Origin of the sequence: Mycobacterium heidelbergense (genome assembly GCF_010730745.1) — a bacterium.
Classification (GTDB): domain Bacteria; phylum Actinomycetota; class Actinomycetes; order Mycobacteriales; family Mycobacteriaceae; genus Mycobacterium; species Mycobacterium heidelbergense.
The window spans coordinates 4,495,198-4,509,550 of record NZ_AP022615.1 but is presented as its reverse complement, the minus strand read 5'-3'; the positions used below and the strand labels follow the sequence as shown (position 1 = coordinate 4,509,550).

The following is a 14,353-nucleotide window of genomic DNA, read 5'->3' as shown; positions in this document are numbered from 1 at the left end:
ACCACGCTAGTAAGCCCATACCCCCCAAACCCAGGTAATAAGCATGTGTAATCAACCACATCGCGGCATCGCGCCTGGTCACCGAACGTGATGCTCGTCATGCCCGGCGTGTGTGCGCTGGTTAGAGGCCGACGACGGAGCGCAGCGCGTCGCCGGCCGCCGTGACGATGCCGGGCGTGTAGAAGGGCAGGTTGATGATCACCCCGTCGATTCCGGCGTCCAAGACCTTGGTCTTGATCTGGTCGGCGACCGAATCGGCGCTCCCGACCACCATCCGCTGGGTCATTTCGGCGGGGACCTGGTCGGGCTTGAAGTTCTCGTCGATGACCACCGTGGTCAGCGTGCTGGTTTCCAGCGTGGCCGGATCGCGGCCGATCTCCTCGCATCGCTGCCGCACCACCTTGAGCTTGGCCGGCAGCTCGTCGAAACCGGCGATCACGTTGAGGTGGTCGAAGTGGCGCGCGGCGAGGGGGATCGTCTTCTTCTCGCCGCTGCCGCCGATCATCAACGGAATGTGGTCGCGGAAGCGGGGATTGGCCATCGCCTCGTTGGCGCGGTACCACGTGCCGGAGAAGGTCGGTCGCTCACCCTTGATCATCGGCAGGATGATCTGCAGCGCCTCGTCGAGCCGGTTGAACCTGTCGGTGAAGGTGCCGAACTCGAATCCCAGCTGATCGTGCTCGAGTTGGAACCAGCCGGCGCCGATGCCCAGGATCGCCCGGCCCTGGCTCACCACGTCGAGCGTGGTGATGATTTTGGCCAGCAGCGTGGGGTTGCGGTAGGTGTTGCCCGTCACCAGGGTGCCCAGCTGCACGCGTTCGGTGGCGGTGGCCAGCGCGCCCAGCGCGGTGTAGGCCTCCAGCATCGGCTGGTCGGGGTCGCCCAGCATGGGCAGTTGGTAGAAGTGGTCCATGACGAAGACCGAGTCGAATCCGGCCGATTCGGCCTCGCGTGCCTGAGCGATGACGGTGGGGAAGAGTTCCGCCACCCCGGTGCCGTAGGAGAAGTTGGGAATCTGCAGACCGAGTCGAATAGCCACGCTAGTTACCGTAGCGACCGAGCCGGTGCCCCAGCCAGACCAAATCGGGATAAAAAGCGGCTCAGCCGAAGTGGGCCAGCGCGCCGTGGCTGACGTGCAGCGTCTGACCTGTGATGTGGCGGGCCGCCGGGGTGGTCAGGAACCGCGCCACGCGGGCGACCTCCGCCGCGACCGGGGGTGGCGTGCGCGAAAGGCCGTCGTAACCGACCTGGACGCCGCGCCCACTGGCGACGGCGTTGACGGTGATTCCGCGAGTTCCGAAAGCGCTTGCCTGCCCGGCGACCCAATTCGAAAGCGCCGCTTTGACGGCGGCCTCGACGCTGCCGGCGGGCGGGTTTTCGGTCACCACGCTGATGACGGAGCCACCGGAACGGAGGTGATCGCCGACGGCCTGCACGGTCAGGACGACCGACAGCACCGTCGCATCGAGGGCGTTGCGCCACGCCTTGGCGGTGTCTGACATCGAGTAGGCGCGTGGGTCGCCGGCATCCCAGGCCGGCGCCGGCACGTTGACGATGGTGTCGAGCTGGTGGGGGAACAACCCCTGAGCCTCGGCCAGGCTGGCCGGGTCGGTGGTGTCGCAGACAACAGCGTCCACGTCCAGTTCCTTGGCGGCGATCTCCAGATCGCTGCGGTTCGCGCCCACCAGGGTCACCTTGTGACCGTCGTCGCGGAAGCCCTCGGCTACCGTGCGCCCCAGCTCGGTGTCTCCGCCGGTGACCAGCACCTCCACTGCCACGACCTCCTCGTGTTCAACCTTGAACCCAGACCCTGGCAGCTCCGATAGTGGCACACCACAGGACCGATGCCTGGGATCTCAGCGCGTTACGCGTCAATCCTTGTACATGTTACTGGACAGTAGCTAGTCGGGGAAATTCCGGCCCTGCGACGCGCGGATCATTTGGATAACTTTTCGGCCGGCATCGTCGCTAGTATCCCTGCTCATGCGTCGGATCGTGATCCTGGCCGGTTTGGTGTCGACGATGCTGGTAGCGGGCCTGGTCGGGTGCGGTTCGAAATCGCCCTCCCAGTCCTCCCAGCCTTCCCAACCGTCTCAGGCCGCCGGAAAGATTGTGGTGTTCGCCGCGGCCTCGCTGAAGCCTGCATTCACTCAGATCGGTCAGCAGTTCAAAGCCCAGAATCCCAACAGCAGCGTCGATTTCGAGTTCGCGGGTTCCTCGGAGCTGGCGACTCAGTTGACCCAGGGCGCGACCGCCGACGTCTTCGCATCGGCGGACACCGCGCAGATGGACACGGTCGCCAAGGCGGGGCTGCTGGCCGGCAGTCCGACGAACTTCGCCTCAAATACGTTGGTCATCGTCACTGCGGCGAGCAACCCGAAGAAGATCGGATCCCTCGCCGACCTCACCAGGCCGGGACTCAACGTGGTGATCTGCCAGAAACCCGTGCCGTGCGGATCGGCGACCCAGCGCATCGAAGACAGCACGGGGGTACACCTCAACCCGGTCAGTGAGGAACTCAGCGTCACCGATGTCCTCAACAAGGTCACCACCGGGCAGGCGGATGCCGGGCTGGTGTACGTCACCGACGCCCACAGCGCCGGAAACAAGGTGACCACCATCGACTTCCCGGAGGCCGCCGGCGCGGTGAACGTCTATCCCATCGCGGTGCTCAAGAAGGCACCGCAACCAACGCTGGCGCAGAAGTTCGTGACCATGGTGACCGGCGAAGCCGGACAAAACATCCTGGCCCAGTCCGGCTTCGCCAAACCCTGAATAGCTACCGCGCACCGACCGACGAATCAGGGTCGTTGGGTGATTAGGTCGCGCACGGTGGTGGTGGCATTGATGAAGGCGCCAAGGTCGGGAGGCCGAGCGAATGGAACAAACCCTCGCTCCAGTATTCAAACGGCAAGCGCAGTGTTGTCGTTCCGCACCCCCTTTCCGGGCTAACGTCTTCAGGGGTTGCAGTCCGAGCCCGGTACCTGGCGGTTTCAAGAAGAATCGCCGTCACTCAGTTTAGGGGTGTACGTATTAGCGCGCGTTCCACGGACCTGCCCCGCTGGGTATACGTACCCGCCGCCGTGGGGACCCTCTTCGTGGCGCTGCCGCTGCTCGCGATCGCGGTCAAGGTGGACTGGCCGAATTTCTGGTCGCTGATCACCAGTTCTTCGTCGAAGACGGCGCTGTTGCTGAGTTTGAAGACCGCCGGCGCCAGCACCGTGCTCTGCGTTCTGCTGGGCGTGCCCATGGCGCTGGTGCTGGCCCGTAGCACGGCGCGGCTGGTGCGATTGCTTCGACCGCTGATCCTGCTGCCGCTGGTGCTGCCGCCGGTGGTGGGCGGTATTGCGCTGCTCTACGCCTTCGGCCGGCTCGGGCTGATCGGGCGGTACCTGGAGGCCGCCGGCATCAGCATCGCGTTCAGCACGACGGCCGTGGTGTTGGCCCAGACGTTCGTCTCGCTGCCCTTTCTCGTCATTTCCCTGGAGGGCGCCGCCCGCACCGCGGGAGCCGACTATGAGGTGGTGGCCGCGACGCTGGGGGCGCGGCCCAGCACGGTCTGGTGGCGGGTGACCCTGCCGCTGCTGCTGCCGGGCATGATGTCCGGGGCGGTGCTGGCGTTCGCCCGGTCGCTGGGGGAGTTCGGCGCGACGTTGACGTTCGCCGGGTCGCGGCAGGGCGTCACCCGCACCCTGCCGTTGGAGATCTATTTGCAGCGGGTGACCGACGCGGACGCGGCCGTCGCGTTGTCGATCCTGCTGGTGGCGGTGGCGGCGTTGGTGGTGCTCGGCCTGGGCGCCCGCCGGCTCACCGGGACCGACACCAGGTAGCCGGCCGTGAGCGAGTTGCAGCTTCGCGCCGTTGTCGCGGAACGCCATGTGAACGTGGAGTTCTCGGTGTCCGCCGGCGAGGTGCTCGCGGTCCTCGGACCCAACGGCGCCGGCAAGTCGACCGCCCTGCACGTCATCGCCGGCCTGGTTCGCCCCGACGAGGGAGTGGTTCGGTTGGGGAAGCGGGTGTTGACCGACACGGCGACCGGGGTGAACGTGCCGACACACGACCGCCGGGTGGGGCTGCTGCTGCAGGACCCCTCGCTGTTCCCGCACATGAGCGTTGCCGCCAACGTGGCGTTCGGGCCACACAGTCGCCGGGGGATCTTCCGTCCCACCGGCGCCAACAAGAAGGCGACGGCCCTGCGCTGGCTGCGCGAGGTCGACGCCGAGCGCTTCGCCGACCGGAAACCACGACAGCTGTCCGGGGGACAGGCCCAGCGGGTGGCGATCGCGCGCGCACTGGCCGCCGAGCCCGATGTGTTGCTGCTGGACGAGCCGCTGACCGGGCTCGACGTCGCCGCGGCCGCCGGCATCCGCGCGGTGCTGCGCAACGTGGTCACCCGGACCGGCTGCGCGGTCATCCTGATCACCCACGACCTGCTGGACGTGTTCACACTGGCCGATCGAGTGCTGGTGCTCGAATCGGGGAGGATCGCCGAGATCGGCCCAGTCGCCGAGGTGCTCAGCGCGCCACGCAGCCATTTCGGGGCCCGCATCGCAGGCATCAACCTGGTCAACGGAGTCATCGACACCGACGGCTCGCTGTGCGCCCGCTCCGGCGCTCACTGGCATGCGAGCCCGGCCCAGGAATTGGGCGACCAGCTCGCCCCCGGGCACCGCGCGGTCGCGGTGTTCCCGCCCACGGCGGTGGCCGTCTATCGGGGCCGGCCGCGCGGCAGCCCACGCAACACGGTCGAGGTGACGATCGCAGAGCTGGACATGCGCGGGTCCGCGATCCTGGTGCGCGGCCACGAGCAGCCCGATGGTGCGCCCGGCCTGGCCGCGGAGATCACCGTCGACGCCGTGGCCGAGCTGAGGTTGATGCCCGGGGAGCGCGCCTGGTTCTCCGTCAAAGCTCACGAAGTGGCCCTGTACCCCGCGCCATGACCTGCGGCAACGCCAAAAAGGTTGCGCATCGGCAACATCGGAAAAACTGCCTCGCATCGTCAGCAAGGCACCCTTGCGTCACAGCCGTAACACGGTAGGTTCGTCGCCATGGAGCAGGTGGACCCGAACTCGACACGTCGCAAGGGACTGCGGGCGGCGCTGGCGATCGCCGCGGTGAGCGGTGCCAGCGCCGTGGCCATCGCGTTGCCGGCGACCGCGAATGCCGATCCGGAGCCCGCGCCACCGCCGCCGTCGACCAGCGCGGCGGCGCCCGCGCCCGCACCCGCGCCGGCGACCGCCACCCCGCCCCCTCCGGGCGCTCCGGGCGCTCCGCAGGCCCAGCCGGTCGATCCCAATGCGCCGCCGCCGCCCGTTGACCCCAACGCGCCGCCACCGCCACCGGTTGACCCGAACGCGCCGCCTCCACCGCCGGTCGACCCGAACGCGCCCCCACCGCCGCCGGCCGTCGACCCGAACGCCGCCCGGATCGGCAATGCCGTCGGCGGATTCAGCTTCGCCCTTCCGGGCGGCTGGGTGGAGTCAGACGCGTCCCATCTCGACTACGGCTCGGAGTTGCTCAGCAAGACCACCGGCCCGCCCCCGATGCCCGGACAGCCGCCGCCGGTTGCCAACGACACCCGCATCGTGATGGGCCGGCTGGACCAAAAGCTTTACGCCAGTGCGGAAGCCAACGACGCCAAGGCCGCGGTCCGACTGGGCTCGGACATGGGTGAGTTCTTCATGCCCTATCCGGGCACCCGGATCAATCAGGAAGCCACCCCGCTGACCGCCGCCAATGGAGTCACCGGGAGCGCGTCGTATTACGAGGTCAAGTTCAGCGACCCGAGCAAACCGAACGGTCAGATCTGGACGGGCGTCGTCAGCTCGCCCGCCACCACCGGGCCACCCCAGCGCTGGTTTGTGGTGTGGCTCGGGACCTCCAACGACCCGGTCGACAAGGGCGCGGCCAAGGCGCTGGCGGAATCGATCCAGCCGTGGGCCCCACCACCGAACCCGGCACCGGCCCCGGGCGCTCCCGCGCCGGCACCGGCTCCTGGTGCGCCCGCCCCGGCCCCGCCACCGGGTGCACCAGCTCCCGCGCCGGCACCCGGCCAGGCGCCCGCGGGAGAAGTCACCCCGACCCCGACGCCGACGCTGCAGCGCACCGTACCGGCCTGATCCTCGAGGGCTTTGCGGGACGTTGGCCATGATGTGCCCAATCGTGGCCGATTCGACGCTCGTTTCTTTGCACAAAGCGGGGTATACCAAAAGCACGGCCCAGCGGTGGAGCTGGGCTTTGCCGGCGATTGCAAGGAGACCCGCATGGACGTCATGGCAGCTACCGAATATCTTGCCCGCTCCACGACGCTGACCAGCGTCGGCTGGATCGGCTACATCATCATCGGCGGTCTGGCGGGGGCGCTCGCCAGCAAGATCATCAGGGGCAGCGGGGCCGGCATCCTGATGGACATCGTGATCGGCATCGTCGGCGCGTTGATCGGCGGCTTCATCCTGAGCTTCTTCGTCAACACCGCGGGTGGCGGGCTCATCTTCACCTTCCTCACCGCGCTGCTCGGCGCCCTGATCCTGCTGTGGATCGTCGGCATGGTCCGAAGGACCTAAATCGGGGTTAACCCATTGCGGCCGTGACGGATAGCGGCAAGATGGACTGATGCCCCCCTCGGTGACCGCCCCGACGATGCGCGCATGGCGAGTGCGCCGGCCCGGACCGATGGACACCGACCCTCTCGAGCAAGTCACCACCGAGGTGCCGCGCCCCGAGCCGTCGGAGTTGCTGGTCGCCGTGCGCGCATGCGGGGTGTGCCGCACCGACCTGCACGTCACCGAGGGGGATCTCCCCGTGCACCGCGACCGGGTGACTCCCGGCCACGAGGTGGTGGGGGAGGTCATCGAAGTGGGCGCCGACGCCGGCGGCGACTTCAAGGTGGGCGACCGGGTGGGCATCGCCTGGCTGCGCCACACCTGCGGCGTGTGCAAGTACTGCCGTCGGGGCGACGAGAACCTGTGCCCGCAATCCCGCTACACCGGCTGGGACACCGACGGTGGATACGCCGAATTCGCCACGGTCCCCGCCGCTTTCGCGCACCACCTGCCGAGCGGCTACAGCGACAGCGAGCTGGCGCCGCTGCTGTGCGCCGGCATCATCGGATACCGCTCCCTGCTGCGCGCCGAGCTGCCGGCGGGCGGACGGCTGGGTCTGTACGGCTTCGGCGGCAGCGCCCACATCACCGCGCAGGTCGCGTTGGCGCAGGGCGCCGAGGTGCACGTGATGACCCGCGGGGCCGAGGCCCGCGAGCTGGCGCTGGAACTCGGCGCCGCGTCGGCCCAGGGCGCGGCCGATCCGCCACCGGTGCCGCTGGACGCCGCGATCCTCTTCGCGCCGGTCGGTGAGCTGGTGCTGCCCGCGCTGGAGGCGTTGGACCGTGGCGGCACCCTGTCGATCGCCGGGATTCACCTCTCCGATATCCCGCCCCTCAACTACCAGCGTCACCTGTTTCAGGAGCGCCAGGTCCGGTCGGTCACGTCGAACACCCGGGCCGATGCGCGGGCGTTCCTCGACTTCGCGGGCACGCATCACATCGAGGTCACCACGCCGGAATACCCGCTGGGACAGGCCGATCGGGCGTTGTCGGATCTGAGCGCCGGCCGCATCGCCGGCGCCGCCGTGCTGCTGGTGTAGAACCGTCAGCTGGACAGGTGCCAGACCAGCGCCGCGGCCAGGGCCCCGAGCCCGTTGAGCGACCAGTGCAACGCGATCGGCGCGATCAGGCTGCCGCTGCGCCGGCGTAGCCAGCTGAAGACGAACCCCGCCGCCGCGGTGGCCAACACCGCCAGCGTCACCCCCGCCAGCATCCCCGCGAACCCGCCGCCGAGGACCCGCGTGAAACCGACATTGCTACTGGTCAGGCCCAGCGACGTGGCGACATGCCAGAGACCGAACAGCAGCGACCCCACCAGCGCGACGCCGCGAAAACCCCAGGCCCGGTTCAGCGCGCCGTGCAGCACACCCCGAAAGACCAGCTCCTCGGGGATCACGGTTTGCAGCGGGATGATGACCATCGAGGCAACCAAAGCGCCCGAGACCGTCGCGTAGTGGTTGTTCAAGAACATCGGGCGGGTCAGCGGAAACAGCACGCCGAGCGCGATCACCGACGCCACGACGGCCACGGCGGCCAGCGCGTAACCGAGCCCCGACTTCCAGTGTTCGCGGCCCAGGCCGAGGTCGGTCCAGTCCAGGCCGTTGGCGCGCATCAAGATCGCCAGCGCGACGGCGGCGGCCGGCACGGTGGCCACGCTCGCCCACGGCGTGGTGAAGTGCGCGATCATGTTCGCGCATGCCAGCACCACAACCACCACGGCAATGTCGAGATGGATCCGGAACCGATGCAGCGCCGACAGCTGCGACACCATCGGATGGGTGTCGGCGGCAACCGTCGCGTCGGGCATCGTGCAAGTTTACCCGCGGGCCGCGACGGTCCTGGGCCATCGGCTGGGCGGACGCCCGTTCCAGCGGACGTGCGCCCGGGTGAACGCGGCGGTCTCCGAGTATCCGAGCCGGCGTGCGGTCTCCTCGACCGTCAGACCCGAGCTGAGCAGTTCGGCGGCCAACGTCGTGCGGACCTCGTCCAGCAGGGCACGGTAGCTGGTGCCCTCCGCCGCCAGCCGGCGGTGCAGCGTGCGTTCGGTGATGCAGAGTTCCCTGGCCACCGTGGCCATCGAGGGGATCTGAGTCGAATCCTGGATGATCCGCATGCGGATGGCCGCCGACATCCCCCGACGGGTGCGCCGCCGATTGAGGAGTTCCTCGCACTGGCGAATGCAGATCGCCGCGGTCTGCGGGTCCGCCGCGGGCATGGGCTGACTGACGAGGTCGGCCGGGATGGTCAGCGCATTGCGCGAGGATTTCCCGACGACGATGGTCAGGTTTTCGATCTCGACGATGTCGGTCGGCAACTCGAGATCCGCGAACTCCACCCGGACGGTGATCGGCGAGCGCCGGGCGCCGAGGAGCAACGGCAGGATTCGCAGCATGATCGCGAAGTCACGCTCCAGCAGGAACCGCCGGGTGTCGCGGGGAACCTGGGTGTCGTCGAAGGCGATGACCGCTTCCGTACTGGTCATCTCCGGGCCGACCAGACACAGGTACGAGGCCGTCAGCGCGGCGTACCGGCAGGCGACGTCTATCGCGTCACCGAAGGTCGGACTGGCCATCAGCGCATAGCCCAGGATGCCGGTGTCGGCGAAGTTGTAGCGCGACCCCGTTTCCATGCCCAGGCCCGGCAGGTCGCCAAGCCGCCCGATCAGGTTGCGGATGATCGTCAGCTCCTGGCTGGCGTAGACCTCGGTGGCCGGATCGGCCAGGTCCTCGGCGGTCAATCCCGTTCCCGACAGGCAGCTCGCGGGGTCGAGTCCATGCTGCTTGGCGGTTTCAAGGATGTGCCGACCCGTCGCCGACGACAGCGCGACGTCCCAGATCGGTGTGGCGGCGCCGCGCATGTGTCCGAAAGTATCAAATGCCTGTCCGATTCGGCCATTACCGCGGCCGCGGCGCGGCCCTAGCGTCATCGGTATGCCGACTGACCTCCTCAGGCCCACGCCACGGGCTCTCGCCTCGGCGGCCCGCAGTTCCGTGACGGACCTGTGGCGCCCGGTCGCGACCGGCGCGTACCGCGACCTCCGCCGCCCGCGGCCGCACTCGGCGGACCCGTCCATACCACGCACGACGTTCGACCCGACGCTTCGGCAAAACATCGCCAACCCGTATCCCGACCTGGAGCGGATTCGTGAGCATCCCGTCGTCGTCAACGAGCGACTCGGCGTCTGGATGCTCGGCCGCTACGACGACGTGCACGCCGCGGTCCGCAACAACGACGGCTTCTCGTCGCGAGACGGCATCATGCTGCGATCGTTCGTGGCCAGCATGGTGATCTTCACCGACCCTCCCGACCACACCCGGCTGCGGCACATCGTCGCACCGCTGTTCAGCAAGCGCGCGGTCCAGGCCTGGGCAACCGGCATTCGCGCGTTGGCCCGCGACGCCAACGCGGGCCTGACCAACGGGAATGTCGTCGATATGGTTCCGGCGCTGACCATCCCGATGCCGATCAACGTGATCGCCAACATCCTGGGGATTCCGCAGGAGCAGTGGCCGGCATTCCGCTCGGTGTCGGAAAGGTTCGCGCAGATGTTCGCTCCGCGGTCACTGCCGGAGATCGTGCGCATGATCGGGTCCGCCATGCAGGCCTACCTGCGGCTGCGCAGCTTCGCGGACGCCGAAATGCGCTGCCGCGCAGCGCAACCCGCCGACGACCTGTTGAGCCGATTGCGCGCGGCGACGGCAACCGGTGAGATCACCGATCACGAGGCGTTCCTCTACGTCCTGGTCCTGCTGGTCGCCGGCAACGAGACGACCACCAACCTGTTGGGGATGCTGCTCGTCAGGCTGGCCGAGGACCCAGACTTGTTCGCCGAACTGAAGGCCGACCGCAGCCTGCTTGCCGCGGCGGTCGAAGAGACGGCCCGCTGGGGTTCGCCGGTCCAGTGGGTGACCAGGACCGCCACCACCGACTATGAGATCGGCGACACGGTAATCCCCAAGGGCGCAAGGGCATTGCTGTTCTACGCGTCCGCCAACCGTGACCCCGCCAGGTTCGACGAGCCCGACCGGTTCGACATCCACCGCAACACCACCGGGCATCTGGCCTTCGGTCACGGCCTGCACTTTTGCCTGGGCGCTCACCTCGCCCGGCTCGAGGCCGTCACGGCCGTCGACTGCCTACTCGACGAGGTTGACGGCCTGGAGCTCGCCGGGCCCGTGCGGTGGAGCACCACCCCGTCGTTACGCGGGCCGGTTTCGGTGCCGCTGCGCATCAGGCGGCGCTGAGGGGGACGTGAGCGTCACTCGACGCCCCAGGCCCACCCCGCGATCCGCGGGTCGTCCTCGCCGTGCTCGCGGGTGTACCTGCGCGCGGCGAGGCGGGCGTCGACCATGCGCTGCCGCAGCACCGCGGCCTGGCTGGCCAGCCCGTCCACCCTGTCGATGACGTCCATGACGAGGTGGAAGCGGTCGAGGTCGTTGAGCATCACCATGTCGAACGGTGTCGTGGTGGTGCCACGCTCCTTGAATCCGCGCACATGGATGTGCGGGTGGTTGGTGCGCCGATACGTGAGCCGGTGGATCAGCCACGGGTAGCCGTGGTAGGCGAAGATGACCGGCTTGTCGCGGGTGAACAGCGCGTCGAACTCCTTGTCCGGCAAGCCATGTGGATGTTCGGACTCCGGCTGCAGCCGCATGAGGTCGACGACGTTGATCACCCGGACGGCCACCCCGGGCAGTTCGCGACGCAGGATGTCGGCGGCGGCCAGGGTTTCCAGCGTCGGGACGTCCCCGGCGCAGGCCAACACCACATCCGGTTCGGCGGTGGCCGTGCTCGCCCACTCCCAGATGCCCAGGCCGCGCGTGCAGTGGGCGATCGCCTGCTCCATGTCGAGGTAGGCCAGCGCGGGCTGCTTGCCGGCGACGATGACGTTGATGTAGTCGCGGCTGCGCAGGCAGTGGTCGGCCACCGACAGCAGCGTGTTGCCGTCGGGCGGCAGGTACACCCGCGTCAGCTCGGCCCGTTTGTTCGCGACCAGGTCGATGAATCCGGGGTCTTGATGCGACGCGCCGTTGTGGTCCTGGCGCCACACGTGGGAGGTCAGCAGGTAGTTCAGCGACGCGATCGGCCGCCGCCACGGCAGCTCCCGGCTGGTGGCAAGCCATTTCGCGTGTTGGTTCATCATCGAGTCGACGATGTGCACGAACGCCTCGTAGCAGTTGAACAGGCCGTGCCGGCCGGTCAGCAGGTAGCCCTCCAGCCAGCCCTGGCACAGGTGCTCCGACAGCACCTCCATCACGCGGCCGTCGGGCGCCAGGTGCTCGTCATCGGGCCCGATCTCCGAAAGCCACACCTTGGCGGTCGACCCGTACACGGCGTCCAGCCGGTTGGAGGCGGTCTCGTCGGGGCCCATGAGGCGGAACCGGTCCTTGTTGCGGGCGATCACGTCCCGCAGAAACGTGCCCAGTATCCGGGTGGCCTCGTGCGTCTCGGTGGCCGGCCGCGGCACCGGCACCGCGTAGTCGCGGAAGTCCGGCAGGTCCAGGTCGTGCAGCAGCAGCCCGCCGTTGGCGTGCGGGTTGGCGCTCATCCGGCGATCGCCGCGGGGCGCGATCGCCCGCAGCTCGGGGCGCAGCGCGCCGGCGCCGTCGAACAGCTCCTCGGGCCGGTAGCTGCGCAACCATTCCTCCAGCTGCGCGCGGTGTGCCGGGTTGTCGTGCGTCTCGGCCAGCGGCACCTGATGCGCGCGCCAGGTGCCCTCCACCTTCTTGCCGTCGACCACCTTCGGCCCGGTCCAGCCCTTGGGGGTGCGCAGCACGATCATCGGCCACACCGGCCGCTGGGTCTGGTTTCCGCCGCGGGCCGCACTCTGGATGGCGGCGATGTCGTCGAAGGCGTCGTCGAGCGCGGCGGCCAGCTGCTGGTGCACGGCGGCCGGGTCGTCACCGGCGACCGTGATGGGCCGGTAGCCGTAGCCGCGCAGCAGCGATTCCAGTTCGGGGTGCGGGATGCGGGCCAGCACCGTCGGGTTGGCGATCTTGTAGCCGTTGAGCGCCAGGATGGGCAGCACCGCGCCGTCCGTGACCGGGTTGAGGAACTTGTTGGAGTGCCAGCCCGCGGCCAGCGGCCCTGTTTCGGCCTCGCCGTCGCCGACCACGCAGGCCACCACCAGATACGGGTTGTCGAAGGCCGCGCCGTAGGCGTGCACCAGCGCGTAGCCCAGCTCGCCGCCTTCGTGGATGGAGCCCGGCGTCTGGGCCGCGACGTGACTGGGGATGCCGCCGGGAAAGGAGAACTGCCGGAACAGCTTCCGCAGGCCTTCGGCGTCCTCCTCGATGCCCGTGTACACCTCGCTGTAGGTGCCTTCGAGGTAGGCGTTGGCGACCAGTCCGGGGCCGCCGTGGCCGGGCCCGGTGACGTAGATGACGCTGGCGTCGCGGTTGCGGATGATCCGGTTCAGGTGCGCATAGATGAGGTTGAGCCCCGGCGTGGTGCCCCAGTGCCCCAACAGCCTGGGTTTGACGTGCTCGGCCGACAGCGGTTCGGCCAGCAGCGGGTTGTCCAGCAGGTAGATCTGCCCGACCGACAGGTAGTTGGCGGCGCGCCAGTACCTGTCGATGAGGGCCAGTTCGTCGTCGGAGAGGTGCTTGGGAAGAGCCGTCGTGGTCGGGGTTTCTAGAGTCACCCCGCCGATTGTCCGCGTCTATGGTGAACGGCGCCCGTCGGCGTCGGCGTCGCGGGCGTATGCCGGCCGGCGGCCGAGCAGCGCTAGCGCACGCTGAGCCACACCAGACTGGCGGCCCCGGCCAGGGCGCAGTAGACGGCGAACGGTGTGAGCGTGCGGGTCTGGAAATAGCGCGTCAGATAGCGCACGGCCAGGTAGGCGCAGACGAAGGACGCGACGCTGCCGGCCACCACCTGGCCGTGGATCCCGGCTCCCGGCGGACCGAAGAGGTCCGGGATCTTGTAGACCCCGGCGGCCAGGATGATCGGCGTCGCCAGCAGAAAGGAGAAGCGGGCCGCGTCTTCGTGCGACAGGCCACGCCACAGCCCGGCCACCATGGCGATGCCGGAGCGGCTGATCCCGGGCAGCAGGGCCAGGATTTGCGACGAGCCGATCACCAGACCCCGGCCCATCGGCAACTGGGCCAGCCGATTGTCGATGGCCTCGTCGCCATGATCCGGGTGCTCCTCCGTCGCGGGGGAGACGCGGCGGCGCAGCACCTCACCCGCGTAGAGGGCAACGCCGTTGAGCAGGAGGAATGCCGCCGCCGGGGCGGGCTTGCCCAGCGTGGTGCGGAAGAGGTGCTCGAGGGCCACCCCCGCCAGTCCCACCGGGATGGTGGCCACCACGATCAGCCAGGCCAGCCGCTCGCCGGGCGTCCGGATTCGCCGATGCCGCAGCGACGAGACGAATCCGGCCACGATGCGCAACCAGTCGCGCCAAAAGAACACCAGCAGGGCGGCGGCGGTGGCGACATGGAGGCCGACGATGAACGCCAGGTAGGGCGATTCCGGGGTGGAGACGTTGAGGTCCCGGGCCCACTGCCCGCCGACCAGCGCCGGCACCAACACCGAGTGCCCGAGGCTGGAGACCGGGAACAGCTCGGTGACGCCCTGGAACGCGCCGACCACCACGGCCTCGACGTAGCTCAGGTGCGCGCTCATGCATTGCTCATAAAGCTCATAAAGCTGGGTGCCTCCATCCGATGGTGTCGCGGCCTGGACGATAGCCGATGCGACCCCGGACCACGAATTAGGTGTTTAATCGTGTTGTGCCGCTGGGCTTTTGGC

13 protein-coding genes are annotated in these 14,353 nt (G+C 68.7%); 7 read left to right on the top strand and 6 right to left on the bottom strand.

Annotation, left to right across the window (positions count from 1 at the left end):
• Window positions 1–121: 121 nt before the first annotated feature.
• Together G6N25_RS21135 and G6N25_RS21130 are read right to left on the bottom strand one after the other, a co-directional pair.
• Window positions 122–1,039 carry an LLM class F420-dependent oxidoreductase gene (locus tag G6N25_RS21135; protein ID WP_083075648.1) on the bottom strand — a complete coding sequence of 306 codons (918 nt, stop codon included), beginning with the start codon at window positions 1,037–1,039 and terminating at the stop codon, window positions 122–124.
• Window positions 1,040–1,100: 61 nt separating this feature from the next.
• Complete coding sequence (locus tag G6N25_RS21130; RefSeq protein ID WP_083075649.1) at window positions 1,101–1,778, bottom strand: SDR family oxidoreductase; 678 nt, start codon at window positions 1,776–1,778, stop codon at window positions 1,101–1,103.
• Window positions 1,779–1,983: 205 nt separating this feature from the next.
• On the opposite strand from G6N25_RS21130, the gene modA reads away from it, so the two are divergent.
• The 6 genes from modA to G6N25_RS21100 all read left to right on the top strand — a co-directional run bounded on the left by modA (window position 1,984) and on the right by G6N25_RS21100 (window position 7,641).
• Window positions 1,984–2,775 (top strand): molybdate ABC transporter substrate-binding protein, encoded by a 792-nt coding sequence (gene modA, locus G6N25_RS21125; RefSeq protein WP_083075650.1) that lies wholly within the window; start codon window positions 1,984–1,986, stop codon window positions 2,773–2,775.
• 257 nt (window positions 2,776–3,032) lie between these two features.
• Window positions 3,033–3,830: an ABC transporter permease gene (locus G6N25_RS21120; RefSeq protein ID WP_083075652.1), complete on the top strand. Its 798-nt coding sequence runs from the start codon at window positions 3,033–3,035 to the stop codon at window positions 3,828–3,830.
• A gap of 6 nt (window positions 3,831–3,836) precedes the next feature.
• On the top strand, window positions 3,837–4,940 hold the full coding sequence (locus G6N25_RS21115) for a sulfate/molybdate ABC transporter ATP-binding protein (protein WP_083075653.1): 1,104 nt from the start codon (window positions 3,837–3,839) through the stop codon (window positions 4,938–4,940).
• Between the two features lie 108 nt (window positions 4,941–5,048).
• The gene (locus G6N25_RS21110) at window positions 5,049–6,119 is read left to right on the top strand and encodes an alanine and proline-rich secreted protein Apa (RefSeq protein WP_083075655.1); all 1,071 of its coding nucleotides are present in this window, start codon (window positions 5,049–5,051) and stop codon (window positions 6,117–6,119) included.
• Between the two features lie 144 nt (window positions 6,120–6,263).
• Window positions 6,264–6,563, top strand: a complete 300-nt coding sequence (locus G6N25_RS21105) for a GlsB/YeaQ/YmgE family stress response membrane protein (protein WP_071512301.1) — start codon at window positions 6,264–6,266, stop codon at window positions 6,561–6,563.
• 49 nt (window positions 6,564–6,612) lie between these two features.
• On the top strand, window positions 6,613–7,641 hold the full coding sequence (locus G6N25_RS21100; protein WP_083075656.1) for a zinc-binding alcohol dehydrogenase family protein: 1,029 nt from the start codon (window positions 6,613–6,615) through the stop codon (window positions 7,639–7,641).
• A gap of 5 nt (window positions 7,642–7,646) precedes the next feature.
• Here G6N25_RS21100 and G6N25_RS21095 read toward each other — a convergent pair whose 3' ends face one another.
• Window positions 7,647–8,408 carry a CPBP family intramembrane glutamic endopeptidase gene (locus tag G6N25_RS21095; RefSeq protein ID WP_083075658.1) on the bottom strand — a complete coding sequence of 254 codons (762 nt, stop codon included), beginning with the start codon at window positions 8,406–8,408 and terminating at the stop codon, window positions 7,647–7,649.
• A 9-nt stretch (window positions 8,409–8,417) separates the two neighbouring features.
• Window positions 8,418–9,458, bottom strand: coding sequence for an AraC family transcriptional regulator (locus tag G6N25_RS21090; RefSeq protein ID WP_158084911.1), 1,041 nt, complete (start codon window positions 9,456–9,458; stop codon window positions 8,418–8,420).
• 73 nt (window positions 9,459–9,531) lie between these two features.
• On the opposite strand from G6N25_RS21090, the gene G6N25_RS21085 reads away from it, so the two are divergent.
• Window positions 9,532–10,845, top strand: coding sequence for a cytochrome P450 (locus G6N25_RS21085; protein ID WP_083075715.1), 1,314 nt, complete (start codon window positions 9,532–9,534; stop codon window positions 10,843–10,845).
• Between the two features lie 14 nt (window positions 10,846–10,859).
• Here the strand turns inward: G6N25_RS21085 and G6N25_RS21080 are convergent, their stop codons facing one another.
• Together G6N25_RS21080 and G6N25_RS21075 are read right to left on the bottom strand one after the other, a co-directional pair.
• Window positions 10,860–13,244 (bottom strand): phosphoketolase family protein, encoded by a 2,385-nt coding sequence (locus tag G6N25_RS21080; protein ID WP_083075662.1) that lies wholly within the window; start codon window positions 13,242–13,244, stop codon window positions 10,860–10,862.
• Between the two features lie 83 nt (window positions 13,245–13,327).
• Window positions 13,328–14,227, bottom strand: a complete 900-nt coding sequence (locus G6N25_RS21075; protein ID WP_071508651.1) for an undecaprenyl-diphosphate phosphatase — start codon at window positions 14,225–14,227, stop codon at window positions 13,328–13,330.
• Window positions 14,228–14,353 lie beyond the last annotated feature (126 nt).

Coding starts and splice junctions, on each gene's coding strand:
- G6N25_RS21110 (WP_083075655.1), top strand. CDS start 5,049: ATGGAGCAGGTGGACCCGAACTCGACACGTCGCAAGGGACTGCGGGCG.
- G6N25_RS21075 (WP_071508651.1), bottom strand. CDS start 14,227: ATGAGCGCGCACCTGAGCTACGTCGAGGCCGTGGTGGTCGGCGCGTTC.
- G6N25_RS21090 (WP_158084911.1), bottom strand. CDS start 9,458: ATGCGCGGCGCCGCCACACCGATCTGGGACGTCGCGCTGTCGTCGGCG.
- G6N25_RS21105 (WP_071512301.1), top strand. CDS start 6,264: ATGGACGTCATGGCAGCTACCGAATATCTTGCCCGCTCCACGACGCTG.
- G6N25_RS21100 (WP_083075656.1), top strand. CDS start 6,613: ATGCCCCCCTCGGTGACCGCCCCGACGATGCGCGCATGGCGAGTGCGC.
- modA (WP_083075650.1), top strand. CDS start 1,984: ATGCGTCGGATCGTGATCCTGGCCGGTTTGGTGTCGACGATGCTGGTA.
- G6N25_RS21095 (WP_083075658.1), bottom strand. CDS start 8,408: ATGCCCGACGCGACGGTTGCCGCCGACACCCATCCGATGGTGTCGCAG.
- G6N25_RS21085 (WP_083075715.1), top strand. CDS start 9,532: ATGCCGACTGACCTCCTCAGGCCCACGCCACGGGCTCTCGCCTCGGCG.